Here is a 24,925-nt window from a genome sequence, read left to right as displayed (position 1 = left end):
GTTACCTGCCTTGTCAAAGTGCTTGGCGCAGTTGTTCGAGGAACGCCTGGATGGTGTCTTCGTCGCGTTTGAAGAAGTGCCATTGGCCAATCTTCTGGCTGCTGATGAGCCCGGCGCGCTGCAAGGTGGCCAGGTGGGCAGAGACGGTCGACTGCGACAGGCCGCAGCGTTGGTCGATCTGCCCGGCGCACACACCGTTTTCGGTGCTGTGGTACTGGTCGGGAAACTGGGTTGCCGGGTCTTTCAGCCAGCTGAGGATTTCTCGCCTGACCGGATGGGCCAGCGCTTTTATGATTTCGTCGAGATCGAGTGGCATGGTTGAGGCTCGTTGTAGCGGCATATCGCGATACGGCGAAATGTAAATCGCTGAATTCCGATATACAAATACGAAGGTGTTCTGAGCTGAGCACGAATCGGTATATCGCGTTATAACGATATACGCGCTGGCGGTGCTAGACTGCGTGCATGAATTACCTCGCACACTTGCACCTGGGCGGCCCGGCGCCGCAACAACTGCTTGGCAGCCTGTATGGCGACTTTGTCAAAGGCTCGCTGGAAGGGCGCTTTCCGCCTGCGCTGGAGGCGGCCATTCGGCTGCATCGGCATATCGACAGCTACACCGATCGGCACCCGTTGGTATTGGCGGCGCTGGCGCGTTTTCCGCGTGAGCGGCGGCGCTTTGCCGGCATTGTCCTGGATGTGTTCTTCGACCATTGCCTGGCGCGACATTGGCGTGATTATGCCGAGCAGCCACTGGCACAGTTCACTGGGGCGTTTTACCGGGTGCTGCTGGCAGAGCCACAACTGCCGGGGCGGCTGGCGCGGATTGCACCGTTCATGGCGGCGGATGACTGGCTGGGGGCCTATGGTGATTTCGCCACATTGGAGCAGGTGTTCAATGGCATTGCTCGGCGCCTGTCACGCCCTGAAGGGATGTCCGGGGTGATGGGCGAGCTGGAGCGGCTGTATGAGCCATTGCTGGCGGACTTCAGGGCGTTTTATCCGCAGTTGCAGGCCTTTGCGGCGGCGGGGCGGTTGTCTGACAGTTAGTTCTGTTTCGGCCTCTTCGCGGGCACGCCCGCGAAGAGGCCGGTAGCGATAGTGCGAAAAATCAGGCAGCCCGTGCCTGCCGCCGTGGCGCCAGCTCAACTTCTTCAACCCCGAACAACGCCAAATGGATCGCCTGCTGTGCCTGCAACGCCAGCACCGCACGTTCCTTGCCCACACTACCAATCGGCTGCAGCAGGTGAATGCACACCTCGGCCCGCGGTTGTGCAAACAAGCGCATCAGGTGCGATACCAGGTCGTCATCACCGATGAACGGCGCAATCGGATCGATCTGGCCATCGCGCAAATACTGGATAGCCACCGGCTGCACCGCCACACCTCGGTCGATGGCTCCGGCCAGCAGGCGGCCATGGAAGGTGCGCAAGGTGCGACCGTTGGTCGTGGTGCCTTCGGGGAAGATCAGCAGCGGTCGAGCCAGGCCCAACTGCCCGGCGATCTGTTCGCGCAGGCGCTGGCTGTCGCCACCGCCCCGACGAATGAAAAGCGTGCCGGCTTTTTCCGCCAGCCAGCCGGCCACCGGCCAGTGGCGCACTTCGGCCTTGGACAGAAACGACAGCGGCATCAGCATGCCCAGCAGAGGGATGTCGGCCCAGGACACATGGTTGCTGACCCACAGCATCGGCCGCTGCGGCAGCTCGCCGATGACTTTTACGTCGAAGGGCAGGGCAGCGACCAAGCGCTTCATGAACAGGCAGGTCCAGCGTTGACGGCGCTCGATCGGCGTCTTGAAGCCCAGTCGCTCGCTCAAGGCAATCATGCTGGCCATCAGCATGCCCAGCGCCAGTACCAGCAGCAGTCGAGTCAGGCGGGCCAACACCCGCAACTTCGGCATCAGACCGCCGCCTTGAAGTGGCGAGCGTAGCGTGGGCACAGTTCGTCGCGCTTGAGCAGGATGAACACGTCAGCCACCTGGAAGTCCTCGTCCCAGCATGGCTCGCCGCAAATCTTCGCGCCCAGGCGCATGTAGGCTTTGAGCAGCGGTGGCATTTCGGCAATGACGTTAGTGGGCAGGGCCAGCTTCGGCAGCGGGTTTTTCGGCTCGGCACGCAGGTGCTCGGTGCACAGGTAACGGTCACGCAGGCGCTGCATCACCGCATGGGCCTGCACGCCGCCGTCCTGCATGGGGATGCTGGCGCAGCCCATCAGGTAGCTGTAGCGACCCTCGTTGAGCACCTCGGCCAGTTCGCCCCAGAGCACGGCGATGGTGCCGCCGTTGCGGTAGTCGGGGGCCACGCAGGTACGGCCCAGTTCAAGGATCGGGCCTTGCAGTTGCAACAGGCCGTGCAGGCTGAATTCTTCTTCGCTGTAGAAACGGCCCAGGCTGCTGGCGGCCTGGTGGTCGAGCAGGCGGGTGGTGGCAACCAGTTCGCCGGTGCTCAGGTCGCGCACACCAATGTGGCGGCAGTGCACGTCGTAGTCGTCCATGTCCAGGCCCTGCTCGGCACCTTTGAGCTTGGCCTTGAATTCTGCGCTGAACACTTTGTAGCGCAGGGCCTGGGCTTCTTGCAGCGCCGCGGCGCCAACCAGGCGTTCGGCTTGCAGACGGCGTTCAGTGCTGTTGTCGCTAGCGTGAGCGATCCGAGTCATTGCGAGTCTCCATAAGCCAGCCATGAAGGGTTGCGGCCGGTCGGCTTTGTTGTGCAAAGTCAGCCTAGGTAGACGTGGTGTCACCCCTGTGAATCTTTGGTGATGCTTGCGTGACACCCCCTGAGCCTTCCCCGAAAGCCCCCAGCAAGGAGCTGTGCCATGGCCTGGTTGCAACGACTCAACGACCCGCTTCGCCACGCGCTGGCAGGCACCCTGGGCGAAACCTACGCCGGGCTGCTCGAGCGCCTCGGACCGGTTGCCCCGTTCGAACTCGCGGCACTGGGCGGGCGCGCGATGGCCACCCCTGGCCTGGCCTTTCTGGTGGGTTACCAGGCCGCTCTGCGGGTGCTTTGGCCCAGTGCGCCGCCCAGCCTTGGCGCCTTGTGTGCCACCGAGCGGCGCAGTGTGCGGCCAGCGGACATGCACACGCGGCTGGACGGCTTGCGGCTGACGGGCAGCAAGGACTTCGTTACCGCAGGCCTGGAGGCGGAGTGGTTGCTGGTGGCGGCGCGTAGCGAAGCGGCTGGCGCGGCGCCGCAACTGAACCTGGCGGTGGTTTATCCCGGTGAGCCGGGGGTGAAGCTGGAGCCACTGCCGACCCTGCCGCTGATGCCGGAAGTGGGCCATGGCCGATTGCTGCTGGAGCAGGCCGCGTGCGAGTTGCTGGCCGGTGACGGCTGGGATGCCTACGTGAAGCCGTTTCGCTCGCTGGAAGACTTGTATGTGCTCACGGCACTGACGGCCTGGTTGTATGGCGTGGGGCAGGAGAGCGCCTGGCCACAGGATTGCGCCTGCAACTGCTGGGGTTGCTGGCAGGGTGTGCCGAGGGCAGCCGGCAGTGTGCTGACAGCACGGGTTGCCATTTGCTGCTGGGTGGGTTGTTCGCGCAGTTTCAGGCGTTGCGAGGGGCGATCGACGCGGCCTTGGCAGCAGGGCCGGTGCATTGGGCGCAAATCTGGCAGCGTGACCAAGGGGTGATGGCGTTGGCTGCGGCGGCGCGGGAGAAACGGTTGAACAAAGCTTGGGCGGCTGCCGGATTGTCATGAATGGCTGATAGCTTTGGGTGAACTTCTGAATCCTGGGGCCGCGTTGCTGCCCCAACATAAGTGAGCCTGTATGGGGATGCTGAAAGGTCTGCTGCTGCTTTTGTGCATGGCCATGGCGCCCGCCTGGGCTGAAGAGTGGCCTGACCCGGAGTGGCAAAGCGACCCTGCCGCATTCGATTGGCAAGCCGTCGACGCCTACGCCTTCCCCGAACGCGCCCCCTCCGAGCGTAGTGGCATCCGCACCGACGCCTTGCTGATCATCCGCGACGGCCGTATCGTCCACGAGCGCTACACCGCGCCCACCACTGCCGCCACCGCGCACCTGACCTGGTCGGTGAGCAAAAGCGTACTGGCCACGCTACTGGGGGTGGCCCAGGGCGAAGGCCGCTTTCAGCTGCAAGACGCGGTCAGCCGCTTCTATCCACCCATGCGCGCGCATCCGGGCGTGCGTATGGCCGACCTGCTGCACTGGGCCAGTGGCCTTGCCTGGCAGGAAGACTACGAGTACGCCCCGCTGAAATCCTCAGTGGTGGCCATGTTGTATACCCGTGGTCGTGCGGACATGGCGGCCTACACGGCCGCGCGGGGTACGTCGGCCAGCCCTGGGCAGCGATTTCTCTATTCCAGTGGCGACAGCAACCTGCTGGCCGCCGCGCTGCGCGGCATGCTCGATGCGGGCCAGTACCCGGATTACCCCTGGCAGGCACTGTTCACTCCGCTGGGTATCGACAGTGCGGTGTGGGAGCGTGACCGGGCAGGCACTTACGTGGGCTCTTCCTATCTGTACCTCAGTACCCGCGACCTGGCGCGTATCGGCCTGCTGATGCAGCGCGACGGCCGCTGGCAGGGCCGGCAACTGCTGCCCAAGGCCTGGATAGCCTTCAACCGCACACCGTTTGCCCAAGCCGAAGTGCTGAGCGGCGAGGCCAACCCTGGTGGGCACTGGTGGCTCAACCAGCCGCTGACCGACGCCCAACGGCCTTGGCCGAGTGCCCCCGCAGCTACCTTCGCCGCCCTTGGCCACTGGGGCCAGGCGCTGTACGTGCTACCGGAGCAAAAATTGGTGATCGTGCGTTACGCCGATGACCGCGACGGCAGCTATCAGCACGACGAACTGCTGAAGCGGGTGCTGGCGGCATTGGCCGGGGCGGGAGCATGAAGCGGTTAGCGCTGCTGGTGCTGGCGGGGCTGTTGTACTGGGCTTGGCAAGAGCGCCAGGCGCTGGCGGATTTCCCCGACATTCTCTCGGCCTACTCGGCCAAGGAATATTGTTCGTGCCGCTTTGTCATGGGCTTCGATCAGGCGTATTGCCGCGGTTACGTGAAGCAATGGCTGCCGCTGACCCTGCTGGAAGAAAACAGCTGGCAGCGCCAAGTGACCGCAGAGGGTCTGGGGCGGCGCAACCAGGCCGCTTGGCAAGGCGCGCGCGAGGGCTGCCGCTTGCTGCCATGAAGGCAGGCGGGTAAGGTTGGCGGCTTGGTTTCACGAGATCTGTCATGTTCAAGCTGCCCCGTCTGTTACCCGCCTTGCTGCTGGCTTTGTGCCTGCCCGCCCATGCCAATTGGCACCTTGATGGCGAGTCTTCACGCCTGTCGTTCATTACCGGCAAGAACGGCGACACCGCCGAAGTGCATCGCTTTCTGGTGTTGCACGGTACGGTCGACCGCAAGGGTGTGGCGGGGTTGAGCATCGAGATGGACTCGGTGAGCAGCGGCATCCCGCTGCGTGACGAGCAGATGCGCGACAACCTGTTCGAGGTCGAGCGATTCGCCGAGGCCACAGTGAAGGCGCAGATCGACCTGCGGCCGATCAATGACCTGGCCGACGGTGCGCAGATCGAGTTGCGCCTGCCGCTAACGGTTACCCTGCATGGCCAGTCGCACAGCTACAACGCCCTGCTACTGGCCACCCGCCTGGATGCGCGGCGCTTCCAGGTTGTAACCCTCGAGCCGCTGCTGCTGCGTGCCGAGGATTTCGGCTTGCTGCCTGGGCTGGAAAGCCTGCGCAAGTTTGCCAAGTTGAAGTCCATCAACCCATCGGTGCCGGTGAGTGCGGTGCTGATTTTCACCGCTCGCTGACATGGCGGGGCCAGTCTTCCCCTGGCGGGATGGCAACCAGTTCGAATTGCTGATCGACGGCCCCGCGTTCTTTCCACGCATGCTCAATGCGATCGAGCACGCGGAGTTTCAGGTGGACCTGGAACTGTACCTGGTCGAGGCCGGCGCCTGTGCCGAGGCGGTGGTCGAAGCGCTGGAGCAGGCCGCCCGGCGCGGCGTGCGGGTGCGTTGCCTGTTTGACGACTACGGCTCATTGGCTTTCAACAGCGCGCTGCGCCAACGCCTGTCGGACGCCGGCGTGTACCTGCGCTGGTACAACCGCCTGCGCTGGAAGCGTGGCCTGCGCAACCTGTATCGCGACCACCGCAAACTGCTGCTGGTGGACGAGCGTTGGGCAGTGGTGGGGGGCACGGGCGTTACCGACGAATTCTGGACGCCGGGCGAAGCGACCAGCGAATGGCACGAAGTGATGGTGCAGATGCAGGGGCCAGTGGTGAACGACTGGCAGTTGCTGTTCGATCGCCAGTGGCACGCCAACAACCGCCGCACCGCCTGGCGCCCTGCCGAGGGCTTTGGCCTGCCGCGCCTGCCCAAGGTGCCCGCACAAGGGCAAGGCATGGGCCGGGTCGCTTATGCCGACGCCCGCCAGCACCAGGACATCCTGCATGCGCTGGTGAGGGCGCTGAACAGCGGCAAGCAACGGGTGTGGCTGGCCACACCGTACTTCCTGCCGACCTGGAGCGTGCGCCGCTCGTTGCGCCGGGCCGCCAGCAAGGGGCTGGACGTGCGCCTGCTGCTGACCGGCCCCCGCACCGACCATCCCTCGGTGCGCTACGCCGGGCATCGCTACTACCCACGCCTGCTGCGCGCCGGGGTGCGGATTTTCGAGTACCAGCCGTGCTTCCTGCACCTGAAAATGGCGGTGGTGGACGACTGGGTCAGCGTCGGTTCGTGCAACTTCGACCACTGGAACCTGCGCTTCAACCTTGAAGCCAACATCGAGGCGCTGGACCCATCGTTGACGGCGGCGGTGGTGGCCAGCTTCGAGCGCGATTTTGCCCAATGCGAGGAAGTCGACCTTGCCCATTGGCATGCGCGCCCTTTGTGGCGCAGGGTGAAACAACGGATCTGGGGCTGGCTCGATCGGTTGGTGGTCAACTTCCTCGACCGTCGGGACTGACAGCGGCTATCGTGCAGTGACTATTCACAGTTAACCGAAGGAGTGGGCGTGATGACGGCGAAGAAAATTCTCATGCTGGTGGGCGACTACGTTGAAGATTATGAAGCGATGGTGCCGTTTCAGGCCCTGAGCATGGTCGGCCACACAGTGCATGCGGTGTGCCCGGAAAAGCTGGCCGGGCAGACTGTGCGCACCGCGATTCATGACTTCGAGGGTGAGCAGACCTACAGCGAAAAGCCTGGGCACAACTTTGCCCTGAATTATGACTTCGTGCGGGTGCGGCCCGAAAGTTACGACGCATTGCTGATCCCGGGTGGCCGTGCGCCAGAGTACCTGCGCCTGGATGAAAAGGTGCTGGAGCTGGTGCGGGCGTTCGACCAGGCCGGCAAGCCGATTGCGGCGGTGTGCCATGGCGCTCAGCTGCTGGCGGCGGCCGGGGTGCTCGAGGGGCGTGAGTGCAGTGCGTACCCGGCATGTGCGCCGGAAGTGCGATTGGCGGGCGGTACGTTCATCGATATCGCAGTGGACCAGGCGCATGTGGACGGCAACCTGGTCACTGCCCCCGCATGGCCAGCGCATCCGGCGTGGCTGGCGGCCTTCCTCAAAGTGCTGGGTACCCGTATCGCCTGATCGGGCCCCTTCGCAGGCACGCCTGCTCCCGCAGGTTTACCACCGCCCCCGGGAGCAGGCGTGTCAGGCTTAGGCAACCTGCTCAACCCAGTCATTGAGGTTGTAGTAGTTGGTCACCCGGGCAATCTTGCCGCAGTGGATGTAGAAGAAAGCCCCCGCCGGCAGTACATAGGTCTGCCCGTTGGCAGTTGGCAGCCCTTGGTCATCGGCCAAGTATTCGCCATGCACGGTGAACTCCGCTGCCGCGCGGCTGCCATCGGCGTTTTGCATCACCACGATGTCGGCCAGACGTTCGCGGTAGCAGCGGTTCATCTTGTCCATGAACGCAGCAAACCTGGCCTTGCCCATCTGCCGCTCGCCCTGGTTGATGTCGTGGATCACGTCCTCGCTGAGCAGCGCCAGAAAGCCCGGCATGTCGCCGGCGTTGAAGGCGGCGTAGTAAGCATTTACCAGTTCGGTAGCGGTCATGGAACAATACCTGTCGTGTAGGGAAAAGGCGGGTCGTTGCCTCGGATGATAGGGTTTCCCCTCAAGCCCGGCTTAGCCGAGCGCGTCATCCACATCGACAAAACGACCGCCAAGCATGGAAATACGCCTGTTGCACGGCGCCGCTATCGCGCCTTACATCGATGACCTCGCTCGCCTGCGCCTTACCGTGTTCCGCGAGTTTCCCTACCTTTACGACGGCACCCCGGAGTATGAGGCTGACTACCTGTCCAACTACGCCCGCTCCGGGCGCAGCCTGGTAGTGCTGGCGCTGGACGACGGCAAGGTGGTCGGTGCCTCTACCGGCCTGCCGCTGGTGGATGTCGCGGCCGAATTCCAGCAGCCGTTCCTGGCCCAAGGCCGCGACCCCGCCAGTGTGTATTACTTTGGCGAATCGCTGGTGCTGCCCGAATACCGTGGCCAGGGCCTGGGGGTGCGCTTCTTCATCGAACGCGAGTCCTACGCGCACAAACTGGCCGAGTTCGATTACTGCGCGTTCTGCGCGGTGGAGCGGCCAGGCGTGCACCCGCGACGGCCAGCGGACTACAAACCCTTGCACGGCTTCTGGCGCAATCGCGGCTTTCTGCATGACCCGTCGCTACGCACCCGCTATGCCTGGCGCGACTTGGACGAACCGGAAAGCTCCGACAAGTTGATGTCGTTCTGGCTCAAGGCGCTGCCGATATGATTCGTATGGCGGCCTGCCAATACGCCATCGAACTGCATGAGACCTGGGACGCCTACGCCGATCACCTGCAACGCCTGTGTGCCGAGGCGGTAGAGGCGGGCGCTCGCTTGCTGTTGTTACCGGAGTACGCCGGGCTGGTGCTGAGTGGCCAGCTGAGTGCCGAGCAGCGAGGGGACCTGAAGGCTTCGATTGCCGGTATTCAGCCGCTGATCGAACCCTGGAAAGCACTGTGCGAGGGTCTTGCCCGGCGCTGGGGGATCTACCTGCAACCGGGTAGCGTGCCGGTGCTGGACAGCGATGGGCGCTACCGCAACCGTGCCTGGCTGTTCGGCCCCCAGGGTGTGCTGGGCTACCAGGACAAACTGATGATGACCCGGTTCGAGCGCGAACAGTGGGACATCGCTGCAGGCCAGGGGCTGCAGGTGTTCGACACCGAATTGGGTCGGCTGGGGATTCTGCTCTGTTATGACAATGAGTTCCCCATGCTGGCCCGGCGTTTGGCCGAGGCTGGTGCCGACCTGATCCTGGCGCCGAGCTGTACCGATACCGAGGCCGGTTACCACCGGGTACGCATTGGCGCCCAGGCGCGGGCGCTGGAGAACCAGATCGCCGTGTTGCAGAGCCCTACGGTTGGGTTGGCACCCTGGTCACCGGCGTTGGACGAGAATATTGGCCGGGCAGGGTTGTTCGTGCCGCCGGATCACGGGATGCCGGGGGATGGGGTGGTGGCGTTGAGTGAGGCGCTGAGCCCAGATTGCAGCCAGTGGCTGGTGTGTGAGGTGGACCTGGAGGAAGTGCGGCGGGTGAGGCGGGAAGGGCAGGTGTTTACCTGGCGGGACTGGCCGGAGCAGTTTGAAAGAGCCCTGTGATGACAGCAGTGGCCTCTTCGCGGGCAAGCCCGTTCCCACACGTACAGCGCAAGCCAGAAGGCTACGCGTTACCTGTGGGAGCGGGCGCCGCAGTTACATCTGGTTACTTCACTTCGACTGCCAGGCTTTGGGCAATCTTGCTCTGCCACAGGGCAGGGCCAGTGATGTGTACCGACTCACCGTTGCTATCGACGGCGACGGTAACCGGCATGTCCTTGACCTCGAACTCGTAGATCGCTTCCATGCCCAGCTCGGCGAAGGCCAGTACCTTCGACTTGCGGATGGCCTGGGCTACCAGGTAGGCAGCACCGCCAACGGCCATCAGGTACACGGCCTTGTTGTCCTTGATCGCCTCGATGGCGGTCGGGCCACGCTCGGACTTGCCGATCATGCCCAGCAGGCCGGTCTGCTCGAGGATCTGGCGGGTGAACTTGTCCATGCGAGTGGCGGTGGTCGGGCCGGCTGGGCCTACCACTTCGTCACCGACCGGGTCGACCGGGCCTACGTAGTAGATGAAGCGGCCTTTCAGGTCGACTGGCAGTTCTTCGCCACGGTTGAGCATTTCAACCATGCGCTTGTGCGCGGCATCGCGGCCGGTCAGCATCTTGCCGTTGAGCAGGATGGTTTCGCCCGGCTTCCAGCTGGCGACTTCTTCCGGGGTGATGTCGTCGAGGTTGACGCGACGGGCGCTCGGGCCAGCTTCCCAGACGATTTCCGGGTAGGCATCCAGCGACGGCGCTTCCAGTTCTGCCGGGCCGGAGCCATCGAGCACGAAGTGGGCGTGGCGGGTGGCGGCGCAGTTGGGGATCATGCACACCGGCAGGGAGGCGGCGTGGGTCGGGTAGTCCATGATCTTGACGTCGAGCACGGTGGTCAGGCCACCCAGGCCCTGGGCGCCGATGCCCAGCTGGTTGACCTTCTCGAACAGCTCCAGACGGATTTCTTCCAGGCGGTTTTGCGGGCCGCGGGCTTTCAGCTCATGGATGTCGATGGACTCCATCAACACTTCCTTGGCCATTACTGCGGCTTTCTCGGCGGTACCGCCGATGCCGATGCCGAGCATGCCAGGCGGGCACCAGCCAGCGCCCATGGTCGGCACGGTCTTCAGCACCCAGTCGACGATCGAGTCGGACGGGTTGAGCATGGCCATCTTCGACTTGTTCTCCGAGCCGCCGCCCTTGGCTGCGACATCGACCTCGACCTTGTCGCCGGGGACGATGGAGTAGTGGATCACTGCCGGGGTGTTGTCCTTGGTGTTCTTGCGGGCACCGGCCGGGTCGGCCAGGATCGAGGCGCGCAGGACGTTTTCAGGCAGGTTGTAGGCGCGACGCACACCTTCGTTGATCATGTCGTCGACGCTCAGGGTGGCGCCGTCCCAGCGTACGTCCATGCCCACGCGCACGAACACGGTGACGATACCGGTGTCCTGGCAGATCGGGCGGTGGCCGGTGGCGCACATGCGCGAGTTGATCAGGATCTGGGCGATGGAATCGCGTGCAGCAGGCGACTCTTCACGCAGATAGGCCTCGTGCATGGCCTGGATGAAATCGACGGGGTGGTAGTACGAGATGAATTGCAGGGCGTCGGCGACGCTCTGAATCAGGTCGTCTTGCTTGATCACGGTCATGCAGCGCGCTCCTCTTAAAGACGGGAACATTCAAAAAGACGCTCGACATTGCCGACCAGCATGTCGAAGCGCCTTGCAAGGCGCCGGCAGGTCAGGCCGACGGAAAAAGGCGCGGCAGTATAGCGCGCATCCGTGGCGGACACACCTGCGGCCGGTCTGGACCATGGTCGGCAGCGGTCAGGCATCCTTTTTGCTGGCGTGCTCTGCTTGGCTTACAGTGAGCCTGGGATAGCAGGAGAAGTACCGAACATGCCCGAAATTTGCGTGGGCGAGCACCGTTGGGCGGTGCCGACTGGCAGCAACCTGCTCGATGCCCTGAACGAGGCCGGGTTGAATGTGCCCTACAGCTGCCGCGCCGGCAGTTGCCATGCCTGCCTGGTGCACTGCCTGGCGGGGCAACCGTTGGATGCCTTGCCCGAGGCGCTGGCGCTTGACAAGCATGCCCAGGGCTGGCGCCTGGCCTGTCAGTGCCGTGTGGTCGAGGACCTGCGCCTGGTGCTGTTCGACCCTCGGCACGACGGTGTGCCGGCCAAGGTCAGTGCGCTGGACTGGTTCGGCGATGTGCTGCGTTTGCGCCTGCAGCCACAGCGTGCGTTGCGCTATCAGGCGGGTCAGCATGTGGTGCTGTGGCTGGACGAGGTTGCACGGCCTTATTCCCTGGCCAGCCTGCCAGGTGAAGATGATCAACTTGAGTTTCATATCGACTGCCAGCGCCCTGGTGCCTTTTGTGACAAGGCGCGCGGTCTACGGGTTGGCGATGAAATGCGTCTGGGTGAATTGAGAGGGGGGGCTTTGCATTACGACCCGGACTGGCAGGAGCGGCCGCTGTGGTTGTTGGCAGCGGGCACCGGGTTGGCGCCATTCTGGGGCATCTTGCGCGAGGCGCTACGCCAGGGGCATCGGGGGGAAATTCGGCTGTTGCATGTGGCACGGGATCGGGCGGGGCACTATTTGGCGGAGCCATTGCAGCAGTTGCCAGGGGTGAAAGTCGAGTTGGTGCTGGCGGAACAGATGGATGATGCGCTGGCCGGGTTGCGGCTGGCGTCACGGCAGACGGTGGCGCTGGTGTGCGGGGCGCCGGGGAGTGTGGAGCGTTTTGCCCGGCGGCTGTTCATTGCCGGGGTGCCACGGGGGCAGGTGTTTGCTGATGTGTTTGTCGAGCATGCCTGAATAGCAGGGGGCCGCAAAGCGGCCCCCTTTGTAGCAGCAGATCAACCGACCAGCGGGTCACCGACATGCAGGATCTTCATGCCGTTGGTGCCACCGATGGTGTGGTAGCTGTCACCCTTGGTCAGGATCACCCAGTCACCTTGCTGCACCAGGCCACGCTTGAGCAGCTCGTCCACGGCTGCCTGGCTCACCTTGTCGGCCGGCAGCGAAGCCGGGTCGAAGGCAATCGGGTACACGCCACGGAACATGTTGGCGCGCGCCTGGGTAGCGCGGTGCGGCGACAGGGCGAAGATCGGCACGTGCGAACGCAGGCGCGACATGATCAGCGGGGTGTAGCCGCTTTCGGTCAGGGCGATGATCGCCTTCACGCCCGGGAAGTGGTTGGCGGTGTACATGGCCGCCAGGGCGATGCTTTCGTCGCAGCGCTCGAAGGTGGTGTGCAGGCGGTGGCTGGACTTCTGGCTGGTCGGGTGCTTTTCGGCACCCAGGCAGATGCGGGCCATGGCCTGGACGGCTTCGATCGGGTAGGAACCAGCGGCGCTTTCGGCCGACAGCATCACCGCGTCGGTGTTGTCCAGCACGGCGTTGGCCACGTCGGACACTTCGGCACGGGTCGGCATCGGGTTCTGGATCATCGACTCCATCATCTGGGTCGCCACGATCACCGCCTTGTTGTTGCGGCGGGCGTGCTGGATGATCTTCTTCTGGATGGCGATCAGCTCGGCGTCGCCGATTTCCACGCCCAGGTCGCCACGGGCAACCATCACTGCGTCGGAGGCGGCGATCAGCTTGTCGAGGGTCTCGTCGTCGGCAACCGCTTCGGCGCGTTCGATCTTGGCCACCAGCCAGGCGCTGCCGCCGGACTCGTCACGCAGCTTGCGCGCGTATTCCATGTCGCTGGCGTCACGTGGGAAGGATACGGCCAGGTAGTCCAGGTCCATTTCCGCGGCCAGCTTGATGTCGGCCTTGTCTTTTTCGGTCAGGGCCGGTGCGGTCAGGCCGCCACCTTTACGGTTGATGCCTTTGTGGTCCGACAGCGGGCCACCGATGATCACCACGCAGTGCAGGGCGTCTGCAGTGGCGGTTTCGACGCGCATGACCACGCGACCATCGTCGAGCAGCAGCTCGTCACCAACGCCGCAGTCCTTGACCAGGTCGGGGTAGTCGATACCGACGATGTCCTGGTTGCCTTCGGTCAGCGGGTGGGCGGTGGAGAAGGTGAACTTGTCACCGATCTTCAATTCGATGCGCTTGTTGGCGAACTTGGCGATGCGGATCTTCGGACCCTGCAGGTCGCCCAGCAATGCAACATGGCGGCCGTTCTTGGCGGCGATGTCACGGATCAGGCGCGCGCGGGCCTTGTGCTCGTCCGGCGTGCCGTGGGAGAAGTTCAGGCGTGCCACGTCCAGGCCGGCAAGGATCAGCTGTTCGATCACTTCCGGCGAGTTGCTGGCGGGGCCAAGGGTGGCGACGATTTTGGTACGGCGGATGCTCATGCACAAACTCCTATAGTGAAGCGCAGCGAAAGGCTACTCCTGAATCTCGCTGTAGTCATTGTTCCGTTGCACTACCTGCGACCAAGGCAGGGTGGCATTTGAACGGGCAGGGTATCCTTGCAAAAGGGTGTGAAGATTTGCAGGCAAACGCCGATACACTGGCATCAAAGGAGATCCCCATGCGAGCCCTGATCGTTTTAGCCCTGGCCGTCAGCGCCGTCGGCTGCACCCGCTGGTCGATGGACCACCACCTGAACAATGCCTACCGCGCCTACGACCGGGGCGATTGTGCACGCGTCATGCTCGAGTTGTCGCAGGTTGACCGCACCAGCCGTGCACGGCCGTTCATCCACCCCGAGGTGTCGTTGCTGCGCGGCCAGTGCCTGGAGCGCCAGGCGTTGTACGTGGATGCTGCGCAGACTTACCAGTACTTGATCCAGCAGTACCCGGGCAACGAGTACGCCTATCGTGCCCAGGCGCGCCTGCAGACGCTGGAAAAACTCGGCCATGTGCGCGGCGTTGAAGCGGCCGTGGCCAGCCCGGTGACGACCGCACCTTGGCGCTAACACCAAGGTGTGGTTTATTTCACGAGATTTGCTGCGCGCGCTGCGCTAATCTGTAACTCAGCTGTTACAACAACCGCCAGTACCTTGTATTCCTGGCATCAGGTACGGAATACACTCGCGATCATGTTCAACAAGCGCCACATCGAACGTCATCAACTGCCTTGCGTCCTCAAGGTGTTCAACCGTTTTACCGGTCAGGAACTCGGTCAGCTGGGCAATGCCTCCGAAGATGGCTTGATGGTCATCAGCCAGCTACCCGTGCTGGTCGGGCCTGATTACGAGCTGCAACTGCGCATGCCACTGGCTGGCGGCGGGCACCAGTTCGTCAACCTCACCGCCAGTTGCCTGTGGTGCCGCGAGGACCAGACGCCGGGGCACTACGATTCGGGCTTCATGCTGCTGCAGTCTCCACGCGAGTACGATGATTTCGTGCGCTCGCTGCGCGAGTATTTCAGTTTCCGCCCCGCCAACGCTCGCGTCTGAACCTTGGCTTTCTAGAATCGCGCTAGAATCGGGTCGACCTCGATACAGGACGACCCCGTGAGCTCCAGCATTTTCTGGCACGACTACGAAACCACTGGCATCAACCCGCGCTGCGATCGGCCGCTGCAGGTGGCTGGTGTGCGCACTGACTTCGACCTCAACGAAATCGACGAGCCGATCAGCCTTTATTGCCGGCCCTCGGACGATATCCTGCCGCACCCGGCGGCCTGCCTGGTAACCGGCATCACCCCGCAGTTGCTGGCTGAGCAGGGCCTGTGCGAAGCCGAGTTCATGACCCAGGTGCACGCACAACTGGCGCAGCCGGGCACCTGTGGCGCGGGCTACAACACGCTGCGCTTCGACGATGAAGTGACCCGCTACAGTTTGTACCGCAATTTTTTCGACCCCTATGCCCGTGAGTGGCAGGGCGGTAACAGCCGCTGGGACCTGATCGACATCGTGCGCACCGCCTATGCCCTGCGCCCGGATGGCATCCAATGGCCGCAGCAGGACGGGCGCACCAGCCTGCGCCTGGAACTGCTGAGCAAGGCCAATGGCATTGACCACGGGCATGCCCACGAAGCGCTTTCCGACGTGCGGGCAACCATTGCCCTGGCCCGCCTGATTCGGCAGAAACAGCCCAAGTTGTATGACTGGCTGTTCCAGTTGCGCAGCAAGCATAAAGTGATGGAGCAAATTCGTTTGTTGCAGCCCCTGGTGCATATATCCGGGCGTTTTTCTGCGGCGCGTAATTACCTGGGTGTCGTATTGCCACTGGCCTGGCACCCGCGTAATCGCAATGCGCTGATTGTCTGCGACCTGCACCATGAAACCCTACCGTTACTACGGGAAAGTGCTGAAGTTCTGCGTCAGCGCTTGTACACCCGTCATGATGAATTGGCCGAAGGTGAATTACCGGTACCGCTCAAATTGGTGCAGATCAATCGCTGCCCGGTACTGGCGCCGCTGTCGGTATTGCGCCCGGCCGATCAACAACGGTTGGGTCTGGACTTGACGTTGTTACAATCGCGCGGTGAACAGTTGGCCAATCAACAGGCGCAATGGCAAGACAAGCTGGAACACATCTATGGCAAGGATGAGTTCGCCCCGAGTGAAGACCCGGAACAGCAGTTGTATGAGGGATTTATCGGTGACCGCGACCGGCGTTTATGCGAGCAAGTTCGTGCGCTGGAACCGGCGCAGTTGAGCCGTGGCCACTGGATGTTCGATGACCCGCGTTTGCCGGAGCTGTTGTTCCGTTATCGGGCTCGTAACTTCCCTGAAACCTTGACCAGCGAAGAGCGGCAACGGTGGTACGGCTTCTGCCAGCAACGCCTGAGCGACCCGCAGTGGGGCGCACCCAATACCCTGGGCGACTTTGAACAGGCGCGCCAGCAAGCCTGGCAGGGGGCCGACGAGGCGGGCCGGCGAGTGCTCGAGGCCTGGCAAGTGCATGCCCGTCAATTGCAGGCACAATTTGCAATTGGCTGATGGTAGGTAAACAAAAACGCCGGCAATGTGCCGGCGTTTTTGTTGTGTGAAGCAAACGGTGTATGCGGACTATCAGTCCAGCAGGGTTGCCCAGCTTTCAACCACATCGCCGCCCCAAGTGGCTTTCCACTCTTTCAGGGTTTTGTGGTTGCCGCCTTTGGTTTCGATCACTTCACCGTTGTGCGGGTTTTTGTATTGCTTGACCTTACGTGCACGCTTGGTGGCGGTAGTCTTGACCGCGCCACGCGGTGCTTTGCTCAGTTTCGACTCTGGGTCGAGCAGGGCAATCACGTCGCGCAGCGACTTGGAGTACTCGCCCATCAGTGTGCGCAGTTTGCCTTCGAACTCCAGTTCTTTCTTCAGCTTGTCATCCTGCGACAGGTTGGCCAGGCGGGCCTGAAGTTCCTTGATGGCTTCTTCGGTAGCGCGGTACTCGTTGATCAGGGACATGGAGTGTTCCTTAATGCGTGTTCAGAAATGTGTGGGGCAATAATAGACAGGCGATACTCGCAAGTAAACATAAGATTGGACCATTAACTGTTAATTAAGCTGTGACAACATTTCTCAACGTGAACAAAATTTTACATAAAGCCCATGTCTGCCAGACGCTGCCCGTGCATCGATTTGGGCCTGCATATGCCATCGTGGCTGCGATCAATACTGCGCTTTTGCTGGCGTGCCGCTAGAATGGGCGCCTTTGCGAAGTTCTGGAGTCTCATTCATGCGCACCTATCGTCTGGTGATCGCCTGCCCCGACCGTGTAGGCATCGTGGCGAAAGTCAGTAATTTCCTGGCCTTGTACAATGGCTGGATCAACGAAGCCAGCCACCACTCCGATGAGCAGAGCGGTTGGTTCTTCATGCGCCATGAAATCCGCGCTGAATCTCTGCCGTTCGGTATCGAAGCTTTCCGTGAGGCGTTTGCGCCAATCGCCGAAGAGTTCTCCATGGCCTGGCGCATTACCGACTCGGCGCAGAAAAAACGCGTGGTACTGATGGCCAGCCGTGAGTCTCACTGCCTGGCAGACTTGCTGCACCGCTGGCACACCGATGAGCTGGACTGCGAGATCCCTTGCGTGATCTCCAACCATAATGATTTGCGCAGCATGGTCGAGTGGCACGGTATTCCGTTCTTCCATGTGCCGGTCGATCCCAAGGACAAGGCCCCGGCCTTCGCCGAGGTGTCGCGTCTGGTGCAGGAGCACGCCGCCGACGTGGTGGTACTGGCCCGCTATATGCAAATCCTGCCGCCGCAACTGTGCCGGGACTATGCAGAGAAGGTCATCAACATCCACCACAGCTTCCTGCCTTCGTTCGTCGGCGCCAAGCCGTACCACCAGGCCGCCCTGCGTGGCGTGAAGCTGATCGGTGCGACTTGCCACTACGTCACCGAAGAGCTGGACGCCGGCCCGATCATCGAGCAGGACGTGGTGCGTGTCAGCCATGCCGACAGCATCGAGGACATGGTCCGCTTTGGCCGTGATGTGGAGAAGATGGTGCTGGCCCGTGGCCTGCGCTATCACCTGGAAGACCGCGTGCTGGTGCATGGCAACAAGACTGTCGTGTTTGACTGAAACAGCAGGTTGCCTGTGGGATTTTTGGGCCGCAAAGCGGCCCCAAAAATCTTGAAAGGATCGCTAATGGCCAAGCAGCGCAATGCCCCAACCGCTTCACCCCCACCCACCCTTGGCGAAGGGTGCCTGGCCCGTTACGACCCCGAAGCCCTGGACGAAACCGACGGCACCGACTTCCCAGGCGCCGCCGAACTCTGGCAACAGCTCAACCCGCCTGCCGCCGCCAGCGCTCCAGCAAAGGACGCGCCAGCAGGCACACGAACACAGGCCCGCCTGCCAGCAGATAAAAGTAGTAAGTAACCCCTCGCCATATCAGGATCGCCGCCGCTGCGGTCGAGCTGCCCACCAAGGGTGTCAGCAAGGTGGCCGAAGTCAGCTCGGCGGCCCCGGCCCCGCCAGGCAGCAGGCTGAACTGGCCGGCACTGAGCGACAGCATCTGCACCAGGAAGCTGGGGATCCACGCCAGCTCTACCCCCAGCCCCCGCAACACCAGGAACAGCACGCTGTAGCGCAGCCCCCAGTGGACGCAGGTGAGGGTGAACACCAGGCTCAAGGTGCGCTTGGGCAGGCGCCAGGTCTGTGCCAGGGCAGCGATGAAGTGCAGCAGTTTGCGCGCCCAGCGGCGTTTGCGCGGCGGCCCCATGCCCAGGCGCTGCAACAGCCTGCCGTTCATGCGCATTACCGTGCGTCGGTAGCGCAACAGCGCGACCACACCGGCCAGCGTTGTGCACAGCAGTAATGCACTGCCAAGCAGCATGCTTTCCTGGCTGCGGCCCAGGCTGTGGAACAGTGCGTAGCCGGCGATCGTCAGCATCGCGCAGAAGAAGAACACCAGGTCGTTCAGCTGGTCCATGGCGAATACCGCAGCGCTGCGCGCCGGGCCGATGCGATTGCGCGCCAGCAGGGCCATCAGGGTCAACGGGCCGCCACTGCCGCCGGGGGTGGTGCAGATGGCGAACTCGGTGGCCATCACCACGCCCAGGCTGCGTGCAGGGCTCAACTGCTTTGCCTGCTCGCCGAGCAACAAGCGCAGGCGCAATGCGTTGATGAGCCAGCACGACAAAATCATGCCAAGCAATAACAGCATCAGTTGTGGGTCGAACCGGCTTAGCCTTGGCAGCAGCTCGCTACCACCCAGCAGCACGGGCACCAGCGCTGCACCCAGCAATGCCAGCGCCAGCCAGGCCCAGCGGTTCATGCTGGCACCTGGCGCTCCAGCCAGGCAGATTTGGTCAGCGGCTCGCGGCCGTCCTTCAACAGGCTTTCGAGTGTTCGCAGCCAATAGTCACGGGATGAGCGGTGGCGCATGTCCACAGGGTGCAGCCCGAGGCGCAATGTGCTCGCGTCCTGCCAGCGTTGACATTGCCAGTTGCACACTGCGCGGGACAAAGTACGACGCCATGCGCTCCGGGCACTCCAGACCAGGCCTGGCGCATCGATGGCTGTGAAGTCCGGCAAACGGTAAAGGTGTTGCGGTGTGCTGGTGTACTTCAGCGGCAGGCGGCGCAAGGCTTGCCGAGTGCCCTGGCTCATGAGCCAGGCGGGTGCGACAAAGCCTGCTACGGGCCAGCCTTGGTCCTCGAACAGCGCCAGGCCATCCTGCAGCCGGGTAAGCGCGGCGTGCTCATCGAGGCTATAGAACTCACCTTCATGCGTGTAGATGCGCCGCATGAAGTAGTCGATGGGGCTGCGCGGTGCCGGCCCTTCGTCGGCATGGGCGTAACCGTGCAGCGCCAGCTCGTCGCCGTTGGCCAGGCGTTCGTCCAGCACGCGGCAGAACGAGGGTGCCTGGTGCAGCGGATTACGCCGATGGAAGTCAGGGACCACCAGCCATGTCATGGGCACGTTGCCCAGCGCATCCACGGCGTGTACGAACGGCGCATAGTCCGGCCAGGTTTCTGGGGCCACATCATGCAATACCAGCAGGAGGCTGCGTTGCCTGGAGGAGGGCTCAAGCATGGGCACGCACCTGCGGCTGATGGCCGAGCACGGCTTGGTAGTGCTGTAGCAGGCCCGCCACCACCTTATCCCATGAATAATGTTGCTCTACATGACGACGGGCCTGCATGCCGAGCTTGCGGACCCCCGCCTCGAACGCCTCGCGCACTGCCATCGCCATCGCCCGACCCTCGTTGGGCGTGCACAGGCGGCCACACTGCTCGTTGATGATTTCAGTGAACGCACCTGCGCGTACGGCCACCACGGGTGTGGCGCTGGCCATGGCTTCGAGGATGACCAGGCCGAAGGTTTCCTGGTCGCCAGCATGCACCAGCAGGTCGGCACTGGCCATCAGCCGGGCCACCTCTGCAGCGGGGCAGAAGTGGTCGATGACGCTGACGTTGTGAGGCACGCTGGCCGGCATGTTCGAGCCCACCAGCAGCAGGTGGTAGGGGTGGCCGAGTTGCTGCATGCAGTCGAGCAGCACCGGCAGGTTCTTTTCCCGCGAGCCGCGGCCGGCGTAGATCAACAGGCGGCTGGTGTCGGCTATGCCCAGTTCGGCGCGCAGGTGCGGGTCGCGCTGGGCGGGATGGAACGTGGCAAGGTCAACGCCCAGCGGCTGCACGTGTACATCGCGCACGCCCAGGCGGCGCAATTTGTCGGCCATGACCTGGCTGGGCGCCAGTACCCGGTCGAAATTGCCGTACAGCTTGCTGACATAGGCTTCGACATTGGGCGTGAACCAGTTGCCCATGCGGTTGCTCACCAGCAACGGCAAGTCGGAATGGTAGAAACCGATTACCGGCACGTCGAGTTGGCGCCGGGCCTCCAGCGCGGCCCATGCGGTGAGGTAGGGGTCGCCGACTTCTATCAGGTCGGGTTTGAGCGTGCGCAGCGTATTGCACCATGGGGCCAGGCGTACAGGAAAACGATAGCCCTTGCCAAACGGCAAGGGTGGAGCGGGAACCTGGTAGATGCCATCGGCTTGGTGGGCGCTGGCGCCGGGGATCAACAGGCTGTGGCGTACGCCGTGGATGGCGTCGAGACGGTGATGTTTGGCATCAAGATAGGTACGTACGCCACCGCTGGCCGGGGCGTAGAACATGGTGATGTCGGCGATATGCACGATCAGCATCCCTCCGGGATCGTCTTCGGGTCTGTCATCCGGCGGTGGCTTGCCGGCGATGACGCGCCTAAAGGTTGACCTGTGTGAAGGATAGTTTGTTCGATCGGGGTTGGGTGGGGCAGGCTCGTCGAGTGGTGTTGGTTGTTTCGCGGGCTCGCCCGCCCCCACAGGTAGGGCGCAACCCTTCGGGGTTGTGCTGTCCTTGTGGGGGAGGGCGGTGCGGTCTGTATTTAGATGCGGAAGCTGCCCACCAGGTGCTTCAGGCGGCCAGCCTGCTGCTCAAGGTCGGAGCACGCGCGCAGGGTCGCCTGCAGGTTTTCCACGCCTTCCTGGTTGAGCATGTTGATCTCGTTGATGTCCATGTTGATCGCCTCGACCACGGCGGTCTGTTCTTCGGTGGCAGTGGCCACCGATTGGTTCATGCCATCGATCTCGCCAATGCGCACGGTCACGCTGTCCAGCCGCTCACCGGCCTGGTTGGCGATCTGCATGCTGTCCTGGCTGTGGCGCTGGCTCTGGTCCATGGTGTCGACCGACTCGCGGGCACCGACCTGCAGCTCTTCGATCATGGTCTGCACCTGCTGCGCCGATTCCTGGGTGCGGTGCGCCAGGTTGCGCACTTCGTCGGCAACCACGGCAAAACCACGCCCGGCTTCACCCGCGCGGGCTGCTTCGATGGCGGCGTTCAGCGCCAGCAGGTTGGTCTGCTGGGAGATGCTGGTGATCACTTCGAGGATCTGGCCGATATTCACGGTCTTGCTGTTCAGCGTTTCGATGTGCTCGCTGGACGTGACGATCAGGTCGGACAGGCGGTTCATCGCAGCAATGTTGCGCTCGACCACTTGCTGGCCCTCTTCGGCCAGCAGGCGCGCGGAACTGGCGTGCTGCGAGGCTTGAGCAGCATTGCCGGCAATTTCCTGAGCGGCGGCGCCCAACTCGTTGATGGCGGCGGCGACACTGTTGGTGCGGTTGGACTGCTCGTCGGAGTTGGTCATCGATGAATTCGAAGCACTGATGACCCGCAGGGCCACTTCGTTGACCTGCTCGGTGGCCGAAGACACTTCGCGGATGCTGCTGTGAATACGCTCGACGAACCGGTTGAAGGCGTTGCCGAGGATGCCGAATTCGTCGTGGTTGTGGATGCGCAGGCGCTTGGTCAGGTCGCCTTCACCTTCGGCAATGTCTTCCATGGCGCGCGTCATGGTGTGCAGCGGCTGCATCAACACGCGAATCAGCAAACCGAGCAGGCCGATGATGATCACCACCGCCACTACCGTGGCGATCACCGCCGAGGTGCGGAAGGTGCTGAGCATCGAGAAGGCCTTGTCCTTGTCCACCGACAAACCGATGTACCAGTTGGCCGACGGCAAGCCGGTGATCGGGGTGAAGGTCAGCAGGCGGGCCTGGCCATCGCTCTGCACTTCGGTCAGCTCGCCTGTCAGTTTTGGCGTGTGCTGCGGGAACAGGTCTGACAGTGACTTCATCACCAGGTCTTTGTCCGGGTGCACCAGGATCTTGCCCTGGTCGTTGACCAGGAAGGCATAGCCCATGCCGCCGAAGTTCAGCGAGTTGATGATCTGCACCAGGCCGTCCAGGGCCAGGTCGCCACCAACCACGCCAACGCTGCTGGAGACCTTGCTGAGGATACCGATGACCATCTTGTTGGTGGTCATGTCGATGTACGGTTCGGTCAGGGTTGCGCCGCTGGCGCTCATGCCGTCCTTGTACCAGGGACGGGTACGTGGGTCATAGCCGTCGGGCATCTTCGCGTCGGGGCGCACGCTGAAACCGCCGTCGACCTTGCCCAGGTACACGGTAAGGAAGCTGGATATCAGCGCATTCTGGCCCATCAGGGTTTCGGCGTTGGTCGGGTCCTGGGCAATGTTCTGTGCCAGGTTCTCCACCAGTTTGATGCGGCCTTCGAACAGGTTGCGGATGTTGGTCGAAGTGGAGGTGCCCATTTCAGCCAGATAGTTTTCCAGGTCCTCGCGGATCGCATTACGCTGGAGGTAATCGTTGTAGAGGGTGAAAAGGCTGAAGGCAAGTATCACGATCAGTGATGCTGCCAAAAGAATCTTGTGGCTGAAACGAAGGCTTTTGTTCATGGCGTAATCGGTTCCGCTAAGGTTTTATATCAGGCGTTCGCACGAGTGGAGCGGTAGGCAGTGCAACATCCAGAAAAGTCCCTTTTCGGTTGTTCCTCTCTATTAAGGCGAATATCACCCACAGGTATCGGCCGAATTAAGCTAAAGCTTGAGCAGAGGATTAAAGAGATGTCGGAATTTTCGACCATCGTTGTAGGTGCTGGCCCGGATGGCCAGCCAGTCGGGCAAGCAATGCGCCTGGCCAACCGCCACGGTCTGGTGGCGGGCGCAACCGGTACAGGCAAGACCGTGACCCTGCAGCACCTGGCGGAAGTGTTCAGCGACGCCGGGGTGGCGGTGTTCGCTGCTGATGTCAAAGGTGACCTCTGCGGCCTGGGCGCAGCCGGTGCACCCCAGGGCAAGGTGGCCGAGCGCATCGCCGGCATGCCGTGGCTGGGGCATACGCCTCGGGCTTACCCGGTGAGCTTGTGGGACATTGCCGGGCAGTCCGGCCACCCGCTGCGCACCACCCTCAGTGAAATGGGGCCGCTGCTGCTGGGCAACTTGCTGGAGCTGACCGACAGCCAGCAGGCGGCGCTGTATGCAGCCTTCAAGGTGGCTGACCGCGAAGGCCTGCTGCTGCTGGACCTCAAGGACCTCAAGGCTCTGCTTGCGCACCTGAAAGACAACCCGCAACTGCTCGGCGAAGACAGTGCGCTGATGACCACGGCCTCCACTCAGGCCTTGCTGCGCCGGCTCGCAACCCTTGAGCAACAGGGAGCGGAGGCGCTGTTTGGTGAGCCGGCATTGCAGTTGGAGGACTTGCTGCGCCCGGACCCGGATGGCCGTGGCCACATCCACTTGCTCGATGCCAGCCGGCTGGTGCACGAAGCACCCAAAGTGTATGCGACGTTCCTGTTGTGGCTGCTGGCCGAGTTGTTCGAGCAGTTGCCCGAGCGCGGCGATGCCGACAAGCCGGTGCTGGCACTGTTCTTCGATGAGGCGCACTTGCTGTTCAACGGCACGCCCAAGGCATTGCAGGACCGTCTTGAGCAAGTGGTGCGGCTCATCCGCTCCAAGGGCGTGGGGGTGTATTTCGTCACCCAGTCGCCAGGAGACTTGCCCGACGCGGTGCTGGCCCAGCTAGGTTTGCGCATACAACATGGTCTGCGGGCGTTTACTGCCAAGGAGCAGAAGGCGCTGCGGGCTGTGGCCGATGGCTTCCGCCCCAATCCTGCGTTCGACACCCTGGCGGTGTTGACTGAGTTGGGGATTGGCGAGGCGCTGGTGGGCACGCTGGAAGAAAAGGGCACGCCGGCCATGGTGCAGCGGGTACTGGTTGCACCGCCGCAGTCACGTATAGGGCCGCTGAGTGCAGTTGAGCGCAGTGCGTTGGTTGCGGCCTCGCCGTTGGCGGGGCGCTATGATAAGCCTGTGGACCGTGAGTCGGCCTATGAGATGCTGACCCAGCGCAAGGGCGAGGCGGTGGAACCGGCGCCGCAACCGAAGGCGGATGAGGAGAGCTTTTCCGACAAGGCCGGTGAGTTCTTGCAGAGTGCGGCGGGGCAGGCGATCAAGTCGGCGGTACGCCAGGCGGCCAACCAGTTGGGGCGGCAGTTGGTACGCGGGTTGATGGGGTCGTTGCTCGGCGGCAAGAAAAAGTGATGACCTGCACCTGGCAGGCGACCTGCTCCTACTAAGTGCAGGAAAATAGCCATAGAAAAGGCGCCCTTGGGCGCCTTTTTCTATTGCGGTGTCCG

General features: G+C 62.9%; 25 protein-coding genes and 1 pseudogene. 15 read left to right on the top strand and 11 right to left on the bottom strand.

Going from position 1 to position 24,925, the window contains the following annotated elements:
* Positions 1 to 13: 13 nt before the first annotated feature.
* Positions 14 to 316, bottom strand: a complete 303-nt coding sequence (locus AB5975_04775) for an ArsR/SmtB family transcription factor (GenBank protein ID XDR21221.1) — start codon at positions 314 to 316, stop codon at positions 14 to 16.
* Positions 317 to 465: 149 nt separating this feature from the next.
* Between AB5975_04775 and AB5975_04770 the strand changes: the two genes are divergently transcribed.
* On the top strand, positions 466 to 1,050 hold the full coding sequence (locus AB5975_04770) for an ACP phosphodiesterase (GenBank protein ID XDR21220.1): 585 nt from the start codon (positions 466 to 468) through the stop codon (positions 1,048 to 1,050).
* Positions 1,051 to 1,111: 61 nt separating this feature from the next.
* On the opposite strand, the gene AB5975_04765 is transcribed toward AB5975_04770, so the two are convergent.
* Positions 1,112 to 1,900 (bottom strand): lysophospholipid acyltransferase family protein, encoded by a 789-nt coding sequence (locus AB5975_04765; GenBank protein ID XDR21219.1) that lies wholly within the window; start codon positions 1,898 to 1,900, stop codon positions 1,112 to 1,114.
* A complete protein-coding gene (olsB, locus tag AB5975_04760) occupies positions 1,900 to 2,655 on the bottom strand; it encodes an L-ornithine N(alpha)-acyltransferase (GenBank protein ID XDR21218.1) in 756 nt (251 codons plus the stop codon). The genes AB5975_04765 and olsB overlap by 1 nt, the downstream gene beginning before the upstream one ends.
* 159 nt (positions 2,656 to 2,814) lie before the next feature.
* On the opposite strand from olsB, the pseudogene AB5975_04755 reads away from it, so the two are divergent.
* From AB5975_04755 to AB5975_04730, 6 genes and pseudogenes are all read left to right on the top strand, one after another.
* Positions 2,815 to 3,701: pseudogene (locus tag AB5975_04755) on the top strand (acyl-CoA dehydrogenase).
* Positions 3,702 to 3,777: 76 nt separating this feature from the next.
* Positions 3,778 to 4,860, top strand: a complete 1,083-nt coding sequence (locus AB5975_04750; GenBank protein ID XDR22919.1) for a serine hydrolase domain-containing protein — start codon at positions 3,778 to 3,780, stop codon at positions 4,858 to 4,860.
* Positions 4,857 to 5,153 (top strand): amidase, encoded by a 297-nt coding sequence (locus AB5975_04745; protein ID XDR21217.1) that lies wholly within the window; start codon positions 4,857 to 4,859, stop codon positions 5,151 to 5,153. The genes AB5975_04750 and AB5975_04745 overlap by 4 nt, the downstream gene beginning before the upstream one ends.
* 44 nt (positions 5,154 to 5,197) lie before the next feature.
* Positions 5,198 to 5,779 (top strand): YceI family protein, encoded by a 582-nt coding sequence (locus AB5975_04740; GenBank protein XDR21216.1) that lies wholly within the window; start codon positions 5,198 to 5,200, stop codon positions 5,777 to 5,779.
* 1 nt (position 5,780) lies between these two features.
* The gene (locus AB5975_04735) at positions 5,781 to 6,938 is read left to right on the top strand and encodes a phosphatidylserine/phosphatidylglycerophosphate/cardiolipin synthase family protein (GenBank protein XDR21215.1); all 1,158 of its coding nucleotides are present in this window, start codon (positions 5,781 to 5,783) and stop codon (positions 6,936 to 6,938) included.
* A 48-nt stretch (positions 6,939 to 6,986) separates the two neighbouring features.
* Positions 6,987 to 7,568: a DJ-1/PfpI family protein gene (locus AB5975_04730; protein XDR21214.1), complete on the top strand. Its 582-nt coding sequence runs from the start codon at positions 6,987 to 6,989 to the stop codon at positions 7,566 to 7,568.
* Positions 7,569 to 7,637: 69 nt separating this feature from the next.
* Here AB5975_04730 and AB5975_04725 read toward each other — a convergent pair whose 3' ends face one another.
* The gene (locus AB5975_04725; protein XDR21213.1) at positions 7,638 to 8,036 is read right to left on the bottom strand and encodes a nuclear transport factor 2 family protein; all 399 of its coding nucleotides are present in this window, start codon (positions 8,034 to 8,036) and stop codon (positions 7,638 to 7,640) included.
* Positions 8,037 to 8,151: 115 nt separating this feature from the next.
* Between AB5975_04725 and AB5975_04720 the strand changes: the two genes are divergently transcribed.
* Positions 8,152 to 8,742 (top strand): GNAT family N-acetyltransferase, encoded by a 591-nt coding sequence (locus AB5975_04720; GenBank protein XDR21212.1) that lies wholly within the window; start codon positions 8,152 to 8,154, stop codon positions 8,740 to 8,742.
* Positions 8,739 to 9,611 (top strand): carbon-nitrogen hydrolase family protein, encoded by an 873-nt coding sequence (locus AB5975_04715; GenBank protein ID XDR21211.1) that lies wholly within the window; start codon positions 8,739 to 8,741, stop codon positions 9,609 to 9,611. The genes AB5975_04720 and AB5975_04715 overlap by 4 nt, the downstream gene beginning before the upstream one ends.
* A gap of 103 nt (positions 9,612 to 9,714) precedes the next feature.
* Here AB5975_04715 and AB5975_04710 read toward each other — a convergent pair whose 3' ends face one another.
* The gene (locus AB5975_04710; protein ID XDR21210.1) at positions 9,715 to 11,238 is read right to left on the bottom strand and encodes a fumarate hydratase; all 1,524 of its coding nucleotides are present in this window, start codon (positions 11,236 to 11,238) and stop codon (positions 9,715 to 9,717) included.
* A 249-nt stretch (positions 11,239 to 11,487) separates the two neighbouring features.
* Here AB5975_04710 and AB5975_04705 point away from each other — a divergent pair, with 249 nt between their 5' ends.
* The gene (locus AB5975_04705) at positions 11,488 to 12,408 is read left to right on the top strand and encodes an iron-sulfur-binding ferredoxin reductase (protein ID XDR21209.1); all 921 of its coding nucleotides are present in this window, start codon (positions 11,488 to 11,490) and stop codon (positions 12,406 to 12,408) included.
* A gap of 41 nt (positions 12,409 to 12,449) precedes the next feature.
* On the opposite strand, the gene pyk is transcribed toward AB5975_04705, so the two are convergent.
* On the bottom strand, positions 12,450 to 13,904 hold the full coding sequence (pyk, locus tag AB5975_04700; GenBank protein ID XDR21208.1) for a pyruvate kinase: 1,455 nt from the start codon (positions 13,902 to 13,904) through the stop codon (positions 12,450 to 12,452).
* Between the two features lie 179 nt (positions 13,905 to 14,083).
* Here pyk and AB5975_04695 point away from each other — a divergent pair, with 179 nt between their 5' ends.
* From AB5975_04695 to sbcB, 3 genes are all read left to right on the top strand, one after another.
* Positions 14,084 to 14,470, top strand: a complete 387-nt coding sequence (locus tag AB5975_04695) for a tol-pal system YbgF family protein (GenBank protein ID XDR21207.1) — start codon at positions 14,084 to 14,086, stop codon at positions 14,468 to 14,470.
* Between the two features lie 123 nt (positions 14,471 to 14,593).
* Positions 14,594 to 14,953 (top strand): PilZ domain-containing protein, encoded by a 360-nt coding sequence (locus AB5975_04690; GenBank protein XDR21206.1) that lies wholly within the window; start codon positions 14,594 to 14,596, stop codon positions 14,951 to 14,953.
* A gap of 57 nt (positions 14,954 to 15,010) precedes the next feature.
* Positions 15,011 to 16,444: an exodeoxyribonuclease I gene (gene sbcB, locus AB5975_04685; GenBank protein ID XDR21205.1), complete on the top strand. Its 1,434-nt coding sequence runs from the start codon at positions 15,011 to 15,013 to the stop codon at positions 16,442 to 16,444.
* 72 nt (positions 16,445 to 16,516) lie between these two features.
* Here the strand turns inward: sbcB and mvaT are convergent, their stop codons facing one another.
* A complete protein-coding gene (mvaT, locus tag AB5975_04680; protein ID XDR21204.1) occupies positions 16,517 to 16,894 on the bottom strand; it encodes a histone-like nucleoid-structuring protein MvaT in 378 nt (125 codons plus the stop codon).
* A gap of 271 nt (positions 16,895 to 17,165) precedes the next feature.
* Here mvaT and purU point away from each other — a divergent pair, with 271 nt between their 5' ends.
* Positions 17,166 to 18,017 carry a formyltetrahydrofolate deformylase gene (gene purU / locus AB5975_04675; GenBank protein ID XDR21203.1) on the top strand — a complete coding sequence of 284 codons (852 nt, stop codon included), beginning with the start codon at positions 17,166 to 17,168 and terminating at the stop codon, positions 18,015 to 18,017.
* 205 nt (positions 18,018 to 18,222) lie between these two features.
* Here the strand turns inward: purU and AB5975_04670 are convergent, their stop codons facing one another.
* The 4 genes from AB5975_04670 to AB5975_04655 all read right to left on the bottom strand — a co-directional run bounded on the left by AB5975_04670 (position 18,223) and on the right by AB5975_04655 (position 23,186).
* The gene (locus AB5975_04670) at positions 18,223 to 19,215 is read right to left on the bottom strand and encodes a lysylphosphatidylglycerol synthase transmembrane domain-containing protein (GenBank protein ID XDR21202.1); all 993 of its coding nucleotides are present in this window, start codon (positions 19,213 to 19,215) and stop codon (positions 18,223 to 18,225) included.
* Positions 19,212 to 19,976, bottom strand: a complete 765-nt coding sequence (locus tag AB5975_04665; protein XDR21201.1) for a DUF2334 domain-containing protein — start codon at positions 19,974 to 19,976, stop codon at positions 19,212 to 19,214. Before AB5975_04665 ends, AB5975_04670 begins: the two co-directional genes overlap by 4 nt.
* Positions 19,969 to 21,090, bottom strand: coding sequence for a glycosyltransferase family 4 protein (locus AB5975_04660; protein ID XDR21200.1), 1,122 nt, complete (start codon positions 21,088 to 21,090; stop codon positions 19,969 to 19,971). The genes AB5975_04665 and AB5975_04660 overlap by 8 nt, the downstream gene beginning before the upstream one ends.
* A 221-nt stretch (positions 21,091 to 21,311) precedes the next feature.
* Entirely contained in the window at positions 21,312 to 23,186 is a 1,875-nt protein-coding gene (locus AB5975_04655) for a methyl-accepting chemotaxis protein (protein XDR21199.1), read from the bottom strand.
* A 168-nt stretch (positions 23,187 to 23,354) separates the two neighbouring features.
* Here AB5975_04655 and AB5975_04650 point away from each other — a divergent pair, with 168 nt between their 5' ends.
* Complete coding sequence (locus AB5975_04650; GenBank protein ID XDR21198.1) at positions 23,355 to 24,830, top strand: DUF853 domain-containing protein; 1,476 nt, start codon at positions 23,355 to 23,357, stop codon at positions 24,828 to 24,830.
* The last annotated feature ends 95 nt before the right edge of the window (positions 24,831 to 24,925 follow it).

The organism is Pseudomonas putida (assembly GCA_041071465.1).
Taxonomy (GTDB): Bacteria; Pseudomonadota; Gammaproteobacteria; order Pseudomonadales; family Pseudomonadaceae; genus Aquipseudomonas; species Aquipseudomonas putida_P.
The sequence above is the reverse complement of the archived record's forward strand: the minus strand, read 5'-3'. Positions and strand labels throughout refer to the sequence as shown.